We start from the raw sequence: 14,243 nt of genomic DNA, 5'->3' as shown, positions 1-14,243 counted from the left end.
ACATCAATACAGATCAGTGGGTGTATTGAGCCGCTGACTGGCGCATCAGTCAAGAGCTCAATGCGTACTCAACGGGACCAGTGGACCTCCGCCGTCGCGGGCGCGCTCCGGGACCCGTCCGGCGCGACCGCCACGAGCCGCAGCCGCGTGGCGGGCTCCGACGCGGAGGGCAAGGGAAGGCTCACGCAGTACACGTCGTCGTAGATCCGGCCGAGCCAGCTCCCGTCGTCGTCTCGCAGCACGTCGTAGTGGTGGACCCCGTGTCCGGCGAGGCGCCAGGACAGGAGGATATGGGCCGTCCCTGCGTCCATGAGCGCCTCGTCGACCCTGAAGTCCTCGGGCGGGGCGGGCGCCGCGAACTCAGGTCCGAGCAGGGCGAGTTCGCCGATCCGTATCGCGCACCGGGTCGGCCGACGGGACGACACACGCAGGCCGACGGCCGCGATCGTCCGTCCCCGGAAGGGGGCGAGGCTGTGCGACGTCGTGTGCCAGCCCGCCGCCGATCCGGCCGCGAGCCAGGTGAAGGCGTCGGGCGCGTCCTGGAACAGCAGCCCCACCTCCAGATCCGGGCCGTCCGTGCCGTGGGCGGTCACGGCGAGGCGCTCGGGCCCGGTGACGGCCAGCGCCGTCTTGTAGAGGCGCACCGTCGTCGCGCCGTCCGGCCCGAGCGGACCGGAGACGAGCAGCGAGGACCCGCCGTCGTACGCGAGGTCGTGGTCGAAGTCGACCGACAGTGGGGCGCCCGCACTCTCTGGGCCGGTGCCCTCGGCGCCCGTGCCTTGTGCGCCGGTACCCGCTGCGCCCGTCCCCTCTGTCCGCGTCCAGAACTGCCAGGTCGGCAGCACATCCTGGACGGAGGCGTTGTGCCAGTCGTCGCCCGAGGCCCGCCGTCCGTCGAGGAAGAAGGCGCGTCCGTGACCGGTGTTGAAGCGGGTGACGAACGGGAACGAACCGATGACCGACCGCTCGGTGATGTGGTGCGCCACGCCATCCCATGCCCGGTGGTCGTCCCGGTCGCGTGGTGTCTGTCGGTCGTGGGGGAGGAGGCGGCCGCTGCGGGTGGGATCCTCATGCGGCCCCGACCAGTACCGGCGCTCGCGCCGGAACACCTCGTCCTGGGCGTCCGGGTCGTCGTGGTGAGGGGCCAGCTCTTTCACGAAGTGGGAGCCGAACAGCGCCCAGCTCGTGCGCGCCGCTTCCCCCGGCGGGAACAGCAGCCGCGGATCGTACTCGGGGTCGAAGCCGAACTGCTCGTTCTCCGTGCCGTGGAAGACCGACGCGTAGGGGTCGCGGCCCAGCTTCAGGGCCGTCGCACGGGACGTCTCGACGCCCTCAGGCGTCATCCAGTAGTTCGCGAAGAAGCTGTCGGAGACTTCGAGCCAGGGGGCGTTGTCCGCGTTGAGGTGGTTGAGGTAGTCGAGGTGTCCGTCCGGTGTGATCGTGTCGTACCACTGGAGGTGGAATCCCTCCGGGGCGCGCTCCCGCAGTGAGCGCAGCAGGTCGTAAAGGCGCGCCGCCTGTCCGGGTGGTGTCTCGGCCTCGTGGTTGATGAAGTAGCCGTCGAACCCGAAGTACGCGGCCATCTCGATCAGCTTGTCGGCCACGGGGAACGAGCCGTCGGGGCGCTGCTCCAGATAGTCCTCGAAGTCCCCGGAGCGCGGCCAGAACCAGCAGCCCAGGCTGCGCACGCCGTTGCGGTGGGCCGCGTCGGTGTAGGCAGGGTTGGGCAGGTTGACCAGGCCGTGCGCGGGGTCTTCCGCGGGCGAGCCGTCGACGGGGAGGCCGTGCCAGGAGCCGTAGAAGTCGGAGTACTGCCAAAAGCGCAGCAGGCGGCGCGCGAACGCGTCGCCGTACTTGCGGGCCGTGAAGAAGGCGTCGTCGTAGTCGTAGGTCAGGTTCATCAGCTGCGGGCCCGTCGCCAGGTCCGGGTGCGCCTGTGTGGCGGGGAACGGGGCGATGCGCGGCGCGAGCGGCACGCGCGAGCGGAAGTGGCGCGCCCAGCGGTCGGTTCCGGGGTTCCAGCTCTTGAGTGCGGCGGCGTCGTAGCCGTGCATGTACGGGAGCGCGGGGGAGTGGTCGTCAGCCATGAGTCAACTCCGGTGAGGCGGGGACGAGTTCAGGGCGGATGCGGGGATCAGGCAACGTTGTCAACCGTCACGACCTCGGTGATCCCGCGCGCCGCGAGATGGCCCGCGTCGTCCGCGAGGCCCGCCAGGACCGTCGTCGGGCGCGCCCCGTCCGCCGTCAGACGCGTGAACGCCTCGAAGACGGGCCCGCCCGGTGCGCACGCCGAGCGGTGCGGGGCCCGGTCCTCGTCGCCCGCGTCCACGACCAGGGCCGTCGTGCGCGGAGCCGGCGCGTGCTCGCGCCCCCGCCACTGGGCGGCGATCTCGGACACGGACTTGCCGGCCGGTTTCACCTCGCCGTCGTTCGTCAACAGGCCCAGCGAGTACTCGAGTTCGGGGAAGTCGGCGAGGTCGCGGCTGACGTCGTGCGAGCACCACCAGGTGACGCCCCACAGATCCGGGCAGTCCAGGGCGGCGTCGACGGTGGCCTCCGTGAACTCGGCCGCGTACTCGGCCGGGATCAGCGGCTGCGGCGCGCCCACCTCCTGGAGCCACACCGGCCGCCGTGGGTCGAGCGCCCACGCCTTCGACAGCTCGACCAGATACGCGGCATGCCCGGACGTCGCAGGGCCGCTGCGGCCGTGGCGCTGCGCCGTGCCGTTGAACACCCACGAGTGCACCGCCGTCATCGCGCCGAGCCGCGCCGCGTGCGCCGGGGTGAACGGCTGGTCGTCCTGGTACCAGGAGGCGTCGTACTCGGCGTGCAGATGCGGCAGCCCCGGCGCCCCCTCCTCGCACGCGGCGAGCACCCGCTCCAGCCAACTCCCGGCCTGCCCAGGGGTGATGCGGTCCGGGTCCGGATGCGGAGGGCCCGCCGCGAACTGCGCGATCTCGTTGCCGATCGTCATTCCCAGGAAGTTCGGCCGGTCGGCGAGCGCGGAGGCGAGCGTCCGGAGATAGTCCTCCTGGGCCGAGACGACGTCCGGATCCGTGAAGATATTGCGGCGGTGCCAGGTCCGCGTCCACGCGGGCAGGAAGTCGAAACTCGACAGGTGCCCCTGGAGCCCGTCCACGTTGACATCGAGGCCGCGCTCGCCGGCCGCGTCCGCGAGCGCCACCAGCTGCTCGACCGCCCGCGGTCTGATCAGGGAGCGATTGGGCTGGAAGACGGGCCACAGCGGGAACACGCGCACATGGTCGAGACCCAGCGCGGCGATCGCGTCCAGGTCCGCGCGCACGGCGTCGAGGTCGAAGTCGAGCCAGTGGTGGAACCACCCCTGGCTGGGCGTGTAGTTGGCGCCGAAACGCATCGAGGACTCCCGGCTATCGGAATCGAATCCCGGGCAGTCTGCCCTCAACTCCTAGCTCGCATCCACCCTTTGCGCAGTTCCAGAAGATTTTTACGAGCCCTCTTGCCGAGGCGGCTTTAGCGCTTTAGTCTCCACCGAACTCAAGCGCTTTAGCCAGTCGTGCGAACCGTCCGGCGAAGCGGATCCAGGAGCCAAGCCATGCGGCGTACCCCCGCCAGACGCCCCACCATCAAGGACATCGCGCTGCGCTCGGGCGTGTCCGAGAGCGCCGTCTCCTTCGCGCTCAACGGCAGGCCCGGTGTCTCGGAGGCCACCCGGGACCGGGTCCGCCGCGTCGCCGACCAGCTGGGCTGGCGGCCCAGCGCCGCGGCGCGAGCCCTGTCGGGCGAGGGCGCGGCCACGGTCGGCCTCGTGCTGGCCCGCCCGGCCAGCACGCTCGGCGTCGAGTCGTTCTTCCTCCAGCTCGTCTCCGGCATCCAGGAGGTCCTCGCCAGGCGCCGCCTCGGCCTGCTCTTCCAGGTCGTCGAGGACCTGTCCGCGGAGTGCGACGCCTACCGGCGCTGGTGGGCCGAGCGCAGGGTGGACGGCGTCCTCGTCGTCGACCCGCGGGCCGACGACCCCCGGCCGCCGCTCCTCGACGAACTCGGCCTGCCGGCCGTCGTCATCGGCTCCCTGCCGCCCGGCGACGACGGCACCGGACACCCCGGCATCTCCAACCTGTGGGCCGACGACGCCCGCGCCATGGCGTCCATCGTGAGCCATCTGCACGGCCTCGGACACCGCAGGATCGTGCACATCGCGGGCCTGCCTGAACTCGCCCACACTCGGCGCCGCATCCAGTCGCTGCGCACGGAGGCGGAGCGGCGCGGCCTCACCGACGTCCGGTCGATCACCACGGACTACTCGGACACCGAGGGCGCCGAGGTCACGCGCCGCGTCCTTGCGTCCGACGCCCCGCCGACGGCGATCGTCTACGACAACGACGTCCTGGCCGTCGCCGGGCTCGCCGTCGCTGCCGGCTCGGGCATCCCCGTGCCGGACCGGCTCTCCATCGTGGCCTGGGACGACTCCGTCCTGTGCCGTACCGCGCACCCCTCGCTGACCGCGCTCGTCCGCGACACGGCAGCGTTCGGCCGGCGGGCCGCGGAGGAACTGCTCGCCCTGCTCGACGGAGGACCGGCCCTGCGCGTGGAAGACGAACTGCCCCATCTCGAACAGCGCGGCAGCACCGCCGCCGCGTCGCCCTGAACCGGACCCACCGTCTGTGCCGCCCCCCACACGCAACGCCGCTCGGACAACGATGTCGACCCCTCGTCCCGGAGGTTTCAGGTCCCCATGAACCCCATGAACCGCACGAACGCCACCGCCCCCACGAGCCGGTCCCGCACCCACGGGATCAGAACCGGCACCCTCGCGGCACTCGCCCTCGCGCTCGCCGCGACCGGCTGCTCGGCCACGCCCACGGCGTCCGGAGGGGCGGGCGCCTCGTCCCTCACCGCGAACCTGGGCTTCTCGGGCACCACCATCACCCGGAACTTCAACCCGTTCTCCCTGACGGCGTCGCAGGGCACCTTCGGCTTTCAGTACGAGGCGCTCTTCGACTTCAACATTCTCAAGGGCGGCGAGTTCAAGCCGTGGCTCGGCACCAAGTACACGTGGTCCGACGGCGGCAAGAAGATCACCATCGACCTCGACAAGCGCGCCAACTGGTCGGACGGCTCCAAGCTCACCGCCGCCGACGTGGTCTTCACCATGGACTACGTACGGGACAACAAGCTGCCCCCGAGCTGGGCCTTCGACTACAAGAAGGCGATGGCAGCCGACGACCACACGCTCGAGATCACCTTCGACAAGCCCGCCTACTCGAAGCTCGACTCCATCGGCGGGATCACCCCCGTACCGAAGAAGGAGTGGCAGGGCAGGAACGGCAAGACGTACACCAACCCGAACCCGGTCGGCTCGGGCCCGTACGAGCTCAAGCAGTACAGCGCCCAGCAGCTCACCTTCCAGGCCCGCGACAACTACTGGAAGCAGAAGAACATCCCGGTCAAGACGGTCAAGGCGCCCGTCATCACCCAGGCCGCCGAGGTGCCCAAGCTGCTCAGCGGGGAGCTGGAGTGGAGTGGCGGGGTCGTGCCCGACGTGCGGAAGCAGTACATCTCCAAGGACCCGAAGAACCACCACGCCTGGTACCCCACCTACGGCGGGCAGTACATGTTCTTCAACCACACGAAGAAACCGTTCACCGATGTGCATGTACGCCGCGCCCTCTCCTTGGCTGTCGACCGCACCCAGCTGCTCGGCATCACCAACCCGGGCATGTTCAACACGCTCAACCTGACCGGCCTGGACTCCAGGACCCAGGGCAAGTGGATCGACGCCAAGTACAAGGACGCCGAGCAGCCCAAGGCCGAACTCGCCAAGTCCCTGGCCGAGTTCAAGAAGGCCGGCTACACGAGGCAGAACGGCAAGCTGGTCGACGGCAGCGGCAAGCAGCTCGCCTTCAGCATCATCGAGGTCTCCACCTGGGGCGACGCCGTCCAGTTCGACAAGGTCGTGGCCAGCCAGCTGGAGAAGGCAGGGGTGAACGTGTCGGTCAAGCCGACCGACGCCTCGCAGCTCGACGTCAAGCGCAAGAAGGGCGACTTCGACGTCCTGATCGGCGGCGCCGTCTACTACTCCACCCCGTACAACTACTTCAAGGACATGCTCTGGAGCGGAAACGCGGGCGTGTGGACCAACTACGGCCACTACAAGAGCAAGAAGGCCGACGCGCTCATCAAGGAGCTGGGCGAGACCGGCGACCAGGCCGAGATCAAGAAGATCTCCGCCGAGCTCGAGGGAATGATGGTCGACGACGTGCCCGCCGCCCCGCTGATCACCATCGGTGTCTCCAGCGAGTACAACAGCAGGAACTGGACCGGCTGGCCGACCGCGAAGAACCCGTACGCGCAGCCCGCGCCCTGGGCCGGCGGGATCGACTCCATGAGCATCCTGCTCAGCCTGCGCCCCGCGAAGGGCTGATGACGCCATGACCGTTCCCGCCCTCGGCTCGGTGGACGCCACCGCCGTCGAGCCCAGGCCCGGCCGCCGGCTCAGGAGCACCAGGCTCGGTACCGCCCGCTACTTCCTGCGGCGACTGGGCTTCTACGCCGTGGCCGCCGCCCTGGCCATCACCCTCAACTTCCTCATCCCCCGCCTGATGCCGGGCGACCCCGCCTCCGCCCTCATCGCGCAGATGCAGCAGAAGCAGACCCTCTCCGGCGACCAGGTGCACGCCATCTACCGGCTGTTCGGGACGCCGGGGGAGCCGCTCTGGGACCAGTACGTCACGTATCTGAACCAGGTCCTGCATTTCAACTTCGGTATATCCGTGGCCTATTACCCCACCCCCGTGTGGGAAGTGATCCGCACCGGGCTGCCCTGGACGGTCGGCCTGGTCGGCCTCACCTCCGTCCTGTCCTTCGTCCTCGGCACCGCCGCCGGCGTCGTGTCGGGCTCCCGCGTGGGGTCGCGTTTCGACTCGTTCATGACGCCCGCGTCCATGTTCATGGGGTCGCTGCCGTTCTTCTGGGTCGCCCTGATCCTCGTCCTCGTCTTCGGGGTGCAGCTCAGCTGGCTGCCGACCAGCGGCGGGTACGACGGCGACATGCTGCCCGGCTTCAACGGGCCGTTCCTGGCCAGCGTCCTGCAGCACGGCATCCTTCCGGCGCTCACGATGGTGATGGCATCGGTCGGGGGCTGGCTCGTCGGCATGCGGAACATGATGGTCACGACCGTCTCCGAGGACTATGTGCTGCTCGCGCGCGCCAAGGGACTGTCCAAGGCGCGCGTGATGTTCCAGTACGCCGCCCGCAACGCCGTCCTGCCGAGCGTCGCCGGGTTCGCGCTCACCATCGGGACCGTCGTCAGCGGGCAACTCCTCGTGGAGATCGTCTTCGCCTATCCGGGCGTCGGATACCTCCTCTACCAGGCGGTCTCCAGTGTCGACTACCCGCTGATGCAGGCCCTGTTCCTGATCGTCTCGCTCTCCGTCCTCGCCGCGAACTTCATCGCGGACTCCGTGTACGGGCTCATCGACCCGCGTGCGAGGGAGACCCGCTCATGAGTGCGTTGGTCCGCAGAAAGCACAGCCTGCGCCGCCTGAAGCTGCCCCCGAACCCCAAGGTCCGCATCGGGATCGCGATCTTCGTCTTCTTCGCGCTCCTCGCCCTGCTCGGCCCGTTCGTCGTGCAGAACGTGATGGGTCTCTCGCCCAGCGACGTCGACACCGCGCAGGCCATGGAACTCCCCTCCGCGGAGCACCTGTTGGGTACCACCGCCACTGGCGAGGACGTCTTCGCGCAGCTCGTCGTGGGCAGCAGGATCTCGCTGCTCGTCGGGCTCGTGGCGGGCGTCATCACCACCACGCTCTCCGTCCTCGTCGGGGTCGCGGGGGGCTATCTCGGCGGGCGCGCCGACTCGTTCCTGACCGCCGCCACCAACGTCTGCCTCGTCATCCCCGGCATGCCGCTGCTGATCATCGTGGCGAGCTATGTGCAGGGGCGCGGCGGCTGGCTCACCGTGGCCCTGGTCATCGGACTCACGGCCTGGCCGTGGGGTGCGCGGCAGAAGCGGGCGCAGACGCTGTCGCTCCGCCACCGGGACTTCGTGTCCGCGGCCGAGATGACGGGGGAGAGCAGGTGGGGCGTCATCACCCGCGAGCTGATCCCCTCGCTCGCCCCGATCATCTCCGTGAGCTTCCTGGGCGCGGTCGTCGGCTCGATGTTCGCGGACGCCGGCCTCTCCTTCATGGGGCTCGGCAACATCAACATCACGAGCTGGGGCTCGATGCTGTACTGGGCGCAGAACGCAGGTGCCCTGACCCGGGGCGCCTGGTGGTGGTTCGTGCCACCGGGCGCGTGCATCGCCCTGATCGGGGTCGCCGCGGGCCTGATCAACTTCGGAATCGACGAAATATCCAATCCCCGGCTCCGCAAGCCCTCCAAGGAGGTCCGCGCCCGGGCCCGCGCCGCCCGGCTGCACGCGGCCGCCGGCGGCTCCGCGGCCAAGGCCACGGCCGGGAAGCCCGCGCCCGTTCAGGAGGCCGCGTCATGAGCAGCAGCGGCACGCCGCACTCATCGATCTCGAAGCAGGACACGGTTCGTCGAAGGGAGGACCGCACCCCCCTGCTCACCGTCCGTGGCCTCCACGTCGACTACTTCGACAAGGCGGACCCCGTACACGCCGTGAGCGGCGTCGACCTCGACCTGCTCCGAGGTGAAACCCTCGGCATCGTCGGGGAGAGCGGCTGCGGCAAGTCGACCCTCGTCACCGCCATCACCCGGCTCGAGCGGCCCCCAGCCGTCACGACCGCAGGCTCGGTCGTCTTCCACGGCCACGACGGCACCCAGAGCATCGACGTCCTGCGCCTGACCGAACGTCAACTGTCGGATCTGCGCTGGGAGAACATCGCGATCGTCTTCCAGAGTGCGATGAACGCCCTCAACCCCGTCCTGCGCCTGGGCAACCAGTTCGCCGACGTCCTCCGCCGCCACGGTCGCCTCTCCAAGCGGGAGGCATGGGAGCGGGCAGGAGAACTGCTCGCCATGGTCGGCATCCCCGCCGACCGGCTGCGCTCGTACGCCCATGAGCTGTCAGGCGGCATGCGGCAGCGCGCCACGATCGCCCTGGCCCTCGCCTGCGAGCCCGACCTCGTCGTCATGGACGAGCCGACCACCGCCGTCGATGTGGTGATGCAACGCCAGATCCTGCGCCAAGTGGCCCGTCTCAAAAGGGAGTTGGGGTTCTCCGTCGTGTTCATCACGCACGACCTGTCCCTGCTCATCGAGATCGCCGACCGGATCGCCGTGATGTACGCGGGCAAGGTCGTCGAGACCGGACCCGCACGGCAGCTCTACACCGACCCGCAGCACCCGTACACCGAGGCCCTGCGCGGCGCCTTCCCGCCGCTGCACGGGCCGCGCCGCGAGATCACCGGCATCCCCGGCTCCCCGCCCGGACTGCGCACCCTGCCCGCGGGATGCGCTTTCCACCCACGCTGCGCCCGCCGCTTCGAACCCTGCGACAAGGCGTCCCCGCCGCTCCTCGCCCTCGGCGCCGGCGAGGCCGCCTGCCATCTGCATCAGACCGTACGCGGCGAGGAGGACCACCATGCCCGCACCCGCTGAACCCGTCCTCGAAGCACGCGACGTCGTCAAGCGGTTCCCGCTGCACGGGCCCGGCGGGCACGGCAAGGAGGTGCACGCCGTCGAGCCGACCAGCCTCGCCCTGCACGCCGGCCGTATCACCGCACTCGTCGGCGAGAGCGGCAGCGGCAAGTCCACGCTCGCCCGCATGCTCGCCCTCGCCTACTCGCCCACCGAGGGCGAGATCCGCCTCGACGGCGCCCCCGTCAAGCAGGCCCGCACGGCCCGCGGGAAACGCGCGTACTACCGCCAGGTCCAGATGATCTTCCAGGACCCCTTCTCCTCGCTCAGCCCCGTGCACCGCCTGCGCTACATCCTCAGCCGCCCCCTCCAACTGCACGGCCACGCCGCCGGGCGCGCGGAGCTCGAACGGCAGATCCTCGACCTCCTCAACCGCGTCAACCTCACCCCCGCCGACCAGTTCATCGACAAGTTCCCGCACGAGCTGTCCGGCGGCCAGCGCCAGCGCGTCGCCATCGCACGTGCCCTGGCGGCGCGCCCGAAGGTCCTCCTCGGCGACGAGCCCGTCTCGATGCTCGATGTGTCGATCCGTCTCGACATCCTGAACCTCCTCGGCACGCTCCGTGACGACGAGGGCCTCGCGATCCTCTACATCACCCACGACATCGCGGGTGCCCGCTACTTCGCCGACGAGATCAAGGTCCTCTACGCGGGCCAGCTCGTGGAGTCGGGACCCGCCGACACGGTCGTGGAGCAGCCCAGGCACCCGTACACCCGGCTCCTCCTGGAGTCCGCGCCCGACCCCGACCGCGACGGAGGGCTTCTCGACGAGCCCGAGGTCGTCGACGACGAGGAAACCCTCGGCGAGCCGCCGAGCCTCGTCGACCCGCCGGCGGGCTGCCGCTTCCACCCGCGCTGCCCGCTCGCGAAACCCGTGTGCGCCACGGCGTTCCCGCCGCGCACACATTTCGACGACGGACAGTGGGTGCACTGCTGGAGCTACGACGAGGAGAACTACCGATGATGCAGCCCTGGTTCACGGACGGAAAGCTCGGCATCTTCCTGCACTGGGGGATCTACAGCGTCGACGGTGTCGCCGAGTCCTGGTCCTTCTTCAACGGGCAGGTCCCGTACGACACCTACATGGCGCAGCTCGACGGCTTCGACGCCCAGAAGTGGGACCCCGACGCCTGGGCCGACCTGTTCGTCGAGGCGGGCGCCGCATACGCGGTCCTCACCGCCAAGCACCACGACGGGGTCGCCCTCTGGGACACGCAGGCGAGCGACCTCTCCGTCGTGCAGCGCACTCCGGCCGCCCGCGACCTCATCACCCCCTACGTGGACGCGCTGCGCCGCCGCGGTCTCAAGGTCGGCCTCTACTACTCGCACCTCGACTGGTCCCACCCGGACTACGCCACGGTCCGGCCGGACGGGCAGGACCCCGACGACCGCGGCAACCCGTACTCGATGCCCGCCGTCGGTGACGAGTCACCCGAGCGCTGGGACGCCTTCCTCGCCTTCCACCGCGCCCAGGTCCGCGAGCTCCTCGGGCTCTTCCAGCCGGACCTGCTCTGGTTCGACGGCGAGTGGGAGCGCAGCCCGGAACAGTGGCGTATGGCGGAACTCGCCGAACTCATCGCGGAGTTGAGCCCGCACACCGTCGTCAACGGACGCCTCACCGGACACGGCGACTACGCGACACCCGAACAGGGCGTGCCCGTCGAACCGCCGAAGGGCCCCTGGGAGCTCTGCCTCACCGTCAACGACTCGTGGGGCTACCAGCCGCAGGACGACCACCACAAGTCGCCCCGTCAACTGGTCCGCGTCTTCGCCGAGACCGTCGGCGGTGGAGGCAACCTCCTGCTGGCCGTGGGCCCGAAGGCCGACGGCACGATCCCGCCCGAGCAGGCGGAGCGCCTCGAAGCGCTGGGCGAGTGGATCGCCGGACACCGGCCCGCCGTCCGCGACACCGTGCGCGGCCTGCCCCACGGCCACTTCTACGGCCCCTCCACCCTCTCCGCGGACCGCCGCACCCTCTACCTGTTCCTCTTCGACCGGCCCAACGAGTACGTCGTGCTGCGCGGCGTCCGTAACGCCGTTCGCTCGGCGCGGGTCCTCGGGTCCGGCACGGACGTCCGCCACGAGCGCGTCGGCGGGCTCGGCGAGGTGCCCGGCTGGGAGTACCTGTACGTCACCGACGACCAGCTCGACCCCCTGTGCACGATCGTCGCCCTCGAACTCGACGGCGAACTCGACCTGTACCGCGAACACACCCGCGACTGACACCCCCGCACTCCACCCCCCTGACCCGATATCACGGAGGCAGAGCCCCATGACAGCCCGAAGAGCCCTGCACGCCTGTTCCGTCGCCACCCTGCTCGTCGCCGCGTCCGCCGCGGCCGTCCCGCCCGTATCGGCGCACGCGCCGGACCACCGCCTGCCCGTCGTCTCGCCGACCCCGCAGCACATGACCCGCGCCGGAGCCGACGTCGCCCTGCCGTCGCGCGCCGAACTCGTCGTCGGCGACACCACCGACAAGCCCGCCCGCGACCTCCTCACCGCCACCCTGCGCGCCCACGGAGTCCGCCACGTCGACGTCCGCGCCAAGGCGTCGGGGCACGCGCCCCTGACCGTGCTCCTCGGCCCGGCCACCCGCCCCGACGTGGCGAAAGCCCTGCGCGGCACCGACGTCCCCACCCAGGACGAGGGCTACGCCGTGCGCGTCGCGGGACGGACCGTAGCGCTCGGCGGCACCGACGCGACCGGCCAGTTCTACGCGGCCCAGACGTTCAGGCAGCTCGTCACCAAGGGGAAGATCGCGGGGGCGTCCGTCTCAGACTTCCCGTCCATGCGGCTGCGCGGCTCCATCGAGGGCTTCTACGGACCGCCCTGGACGGAGGCGGAGCGCCTGGACCAGATGGACTTCCTCGGCGAGGTCAAGTCCAACACCTATGTGTACGCGCCCAAGGACGACCCGTACCATCGCGACAAGTGGCGTGAGCCGTACCCGGCGGACAAGCTCGCCCAGCTCGGCACGCTCGTCGACCGGGCCCGCGCCAACCACGTCCGCTTCACTTTCGCCGTGTCGCCGGGCGGCTCGGTCTGCTACTCGGACCCGGCCGACGTTAAGGCCCTCACCGGGAAACTCCAGGCGCTGTACGACCTGGGCGTGCGCTCGTTCTCCGTGCCGCTCGACGACATCAGCTACACCAAGTGGAACTGCGACGCCGACCAGCAGAAGTTCGGCGCCCCGGGGCGCGGCCCTGCCGCGAAGGCCCAGGTCGGTCTGCTCAACACCGTCCAGCAGGACTTCATCGCGACCCACGACGGCGCCAACCCGCTCCAGATGGTGCCCACCGAGTACGGCGACCTCACCGACACCGCGTACAAGCAGGAGATCCGCGGGAACCTCGACAAGAACATCGAGGTCATGTGGACCGGCACGGACGTCGTCCCGCCGGAGATCACCAACGACCAGGCGCAGAAGGCGTCCGAGCTGTTCGGGCGCAAGGTGTTCGTCTGGGACAACTATCCGGTCAACGACTTCGGCCGGACCTCGGGACGCCTCCTGCTCGCCCCCTACGACAAGCGTGAGCCCGGCCTCTCCGAGCACCTCAGCGGCCTCGTCTCCAACCCGATGAACCAGGAGGCGGCCAGCAAGCTCGCCGTCTTCACCATGTCCGACTTCTCGTGGAACGACCGCGGTTACGACCGCACCCGTTCCGCCCGTCAGTCCGCGCTGCACCTGGCCGGCGGGGACCCGCGCGTCGCCGACGCCGTACAGACCTTCGTCGACCTCAACCACATGGCACCGACGTTCGGCGCCAAGCCGTGGCAGCCGCAGTCGCCGATCCTCAGCGCGCAGCTCGAGAAGTTCTGGAAGGCGTACGAGAGCGACCCGACGGCCGCGATCCGCTCCTTCACGCCGACCGCGGCGAACATCGGGCGCATCCCGGCGGTCCTCCGCGCCGGCGTGCCCGACCAGCAGTTCCTGCACGACGCCGGGCCCTGGCTCGACTCCACCGCGCTGTGGGGCAAGGCCCTCGGCCACGGTCTCGCCGCGCTGAAGGCCATCGACGCCCATGACGCGGACGAGGCGGCCGGCGAGCGCGCCGCGATGGAGAAGGCGGCCGACGCCGCCTCGCACATCACCATCGACCCGGCCGAGCACCACCAGCCCGGACCCGTGAAGATCGCCGACCCGTTCCTCGGTGACTTCGTCAGCCAGGTCCAGGACCTGCACGACGCATCGAAGGGCCTCGAGCCGCTGCGGCAGCTCGCCCTGAACAAGGACACGAAGCAGAGCTCGGACTACGCCTCGGACGGCGGGTTCCCGTACGGCGCGGCCAAGGCGGCCGACGGCGACCGCTTCAACTTCTCGACCACCAGCGGCAAGGAGGCACAGCCCTGGTGGCAGGTCGACCTCGGCTCCGTCGCCGACCTGGAGCGCGTCGACGTCTACAACCGCAGCGACTGCTGTGCGGACCGCACCAAGGACTACTACGTCCTGGTCTCCGACGAGCCCTTCACCGGCACCCTCGCCGACCAGCTGACCAAGCCCGGCGTGTGGTCCCACCACGAGACCGCGCAGGCCGGCGGCCCGACGGCGATCCCGGTGACGGCACACGGCCGCTATGTGCGGGTGTGGCTGGCGAGCGAGAAGCCCGTCGAGCTGAACATGGCGGAGGTCGAGGTGTACGGCAGGGCGCGGAGCTGAT

General features: G+C 70.1%; 10 protein-coding genes. 8 read left to right on the top strand and 2 right to left on the bottom strand.

From position 1 onward, the window contains the following. Positions 1-68 precede the first annotated feature (68 nt). The gene (locus tag OG698_RS07675) at positions 69-2,087 is read right to left on the bottom strand and encodes an endo-beta-N-acetylglucosaminidase (protein WP_406102219.1); all 2,019 of its coding nucleotides are present in this window, start codon (positions 2,085-2,087) and stop codon (positions 69-71) included. A 47-nt stretch (positions 2,088-2,134) separates the two neighbouring features. Continuing rightward, positions 2,135-3,376 carry a glycosyl hydrolase gene (locus tag OG698_RS07670; protein WP_406102217.1) on the bottom strand — a complete coding sequence of 414 codons (1,242 nt, stop codon included), beginning with the start codon at positions 3,374-3,376 and terminating at the stop codon, positions 2,135-2,137. Positions 3,377-3,574: 198 nt separating this feature from the next. Between OG698_RS07670 and OG698_RS07665 the strand changes: the two genes are divergently transcribed. The 8 genes from OG698_RS07665 to OG698_RS07630 all read left to right on the top strand — a co-directional run bounded on the left by OG698_RS07665 (position 3,575) and on the right by OG698_RS07630 (position 14,242). After that, entirely contained in the window at positions 3,575-4,624 is a 1,050-nt protein-coding gene (locus tag OG698_RS07665) for a LacI family DNA-binding transcriptional regulator (protein ID WP_406102216.1), read from the top strand. Between the two features lie 96 nt (positions 4,625-4,720). Continuing rightward, positions 4,721-6,400 carry an ABC transporter substrate-binding protein gene (locus OG698_RS07660; protein WP_406102215.1) on the top strand — a complete coding sequence of 560 codons (1,680 nt, stop codon included), beginning with the start codon at positions 4,721-4,723 and terminating at the stop codon, positions 6,398-6,400. 7 nt (positions 6,401-6,407) lie between these two features. After that, on the top strand, positions 6,408-7,484 hold the full coding sequence (locus OG698_RS07655; protein ID WP_406102214.1) for an ABC transporter permease: 1,077 nt from the start codon (positions 6,408-6,410) through the stop codon (positions 7,482-7,484). Further along, positions 7,481-8,473, top strand: a complete 993-nt coding sequence (locus tag OG698_RS07650) for an ABC transporter permease (RefSeq protein WP_406102213.1) — start codon at positions 7,481-7,483, stop codon at positions 8,471-8,473. Before OG698_RS07655 ends, OG698_RS07650 begins: the two co-directional genes overlap by 4 nt. Next, on the top strand, positions 8,470-9,546 hold the full coding sequence (locus OG698_RS07645) for an ABC transporter ATP-binding protein (RefSeq protein WP_406102212.1): 1,077 nt from the start codon (positions 8,470-8,472) through the stop codon (positions 9,544-9,546). Before OG698_RS07650 ends, OG698_RS07645 begins: the two co-directional genes overlap by 4 nt. Further along, positions 9,530-10,549: an ABC transporter ATP-binding protein gene (locus OG698_RS07640; protein ID WP_406102211.1), complete on the top strand. Its 1,020-nt coding sequence runs from the start codon at positions 9,530-9,532 to the stop codon at positions 10,547-10,549. The genes OG698_RS07645 and OG698_RS07640 overlap by 17 nt, the downstream gene beginning before the upstream one ends. After that, on the top strand, positions 10,549-11,808 hold the full coding sequence (locus tag OG698_RS07635) for an alpha-L-fucosidase (protein WP_406110904.1): 1,260 nt from the start codon (positions 10,549-10,551) through the stop codon (positions 11,806-11,808). Before OG698_RS07640 ends, OG698_RS07635 begins: the two co-directional genes overlap by 1 nt. A 49-nt stretch (positions 11,809-11,857) precedes the next feature. Next, positions 11,858-14,242 carry a beta-N-acetylglucosaminidase domain-containing protein gene (locus OG698_RS07630; protein ID WP_406102210.1) on the top strand — a complete coding sequence of 795 codons (2,385 nt, stop codon included), beginning with the start codon at positions 11,858-11,860 and terminating at the stop codon, positions 14,240-14,242. Position 14,243 lies beyond the last annotated feature (1 nt).

It is taken from the genome of Streptomyces sp. NBC_01003 (assembly GCF_045162695.1).
Lineage (GTDB): Bacteria > Actinomycetota > Actinomycetes > Streptomycetales > Streptomycetaceae > Streptomyces.
This window is presented reverse-complemented; position numbering and strand designations above follow the sequence as displayed.

Bases quoted from the DNA above. Each gene is read 5' to 3' on its own strand.
- OG698_RS07675 (WP_406102219.1), bottom strand. From the start codon at position 2,087: ATGGCTGACGACCACTCCCCCGCGCTCCCGTACATGCACGGCTACGAC.
- OG698_RS07670 (WP_406102217.1), bottom strand. From the start codon at position 3,376: ATGCGTTTCGGCGCCAACTACACGCCCAGCCAGGGGTGGTTCCACCAC.
- OG698_RS07665 (WP_406102216.1), top strand. From the start codon at position 3,575: ATGCGGCGTACCCCCGCCAGACGCCCCACCATCAAGGACATCGCGCTG.
- OG698_RS07660 (WP_406102215.1), top strand. From the start codon at position 4,721: ATGAACCGCACGAACGCCACCGCCCCCACGAGCCGGTCCCGCACCCAC.
- OG698_RS07655 (WP_406102214.1), top strand. From the start codon at position 6,408: ATGACCGTTCCCGCCCTCGGCTCGGTGGACGCCACCGCCGTCGAGCCC.
- OG698_RS07650 (WP_406102213.1), top strand. From the start codon at position 7,481: ATGAGTGCGTTGGTCCGCAGAAAGCACAGCCTGCGCCGCCTGAAGCTG.
- OG698_RS07645 (WP_406102212.1), top strand. From the start codon at position 8,470: ATGAGCAGCAGCGGCACGCCGCACTCATCGATCTCGAAGCAGGACACG.
- OG698_RS07640 (WP_406102211.1), top strand. From the start codon at position 9,530: ATGCCCGCACCCGCTGAACCCGTCCTCGAAGCACGCGACGTCGTCAAG.
- OG698_RS07635 (WP_406110904.1), top strand. From the start codon at position 10,549: ATGCAGCCCTGGTTCACGGACGGAAAGCTCGGCATCTTCCTGCACTGG.
- OG698_RS07630 (WP_406102210.1), top strand. From the start codon at position 11,858: ATGACAGCCCGAAGAGCCCTGCACGCCTGTTCCGTCGCCACCCTGCTC.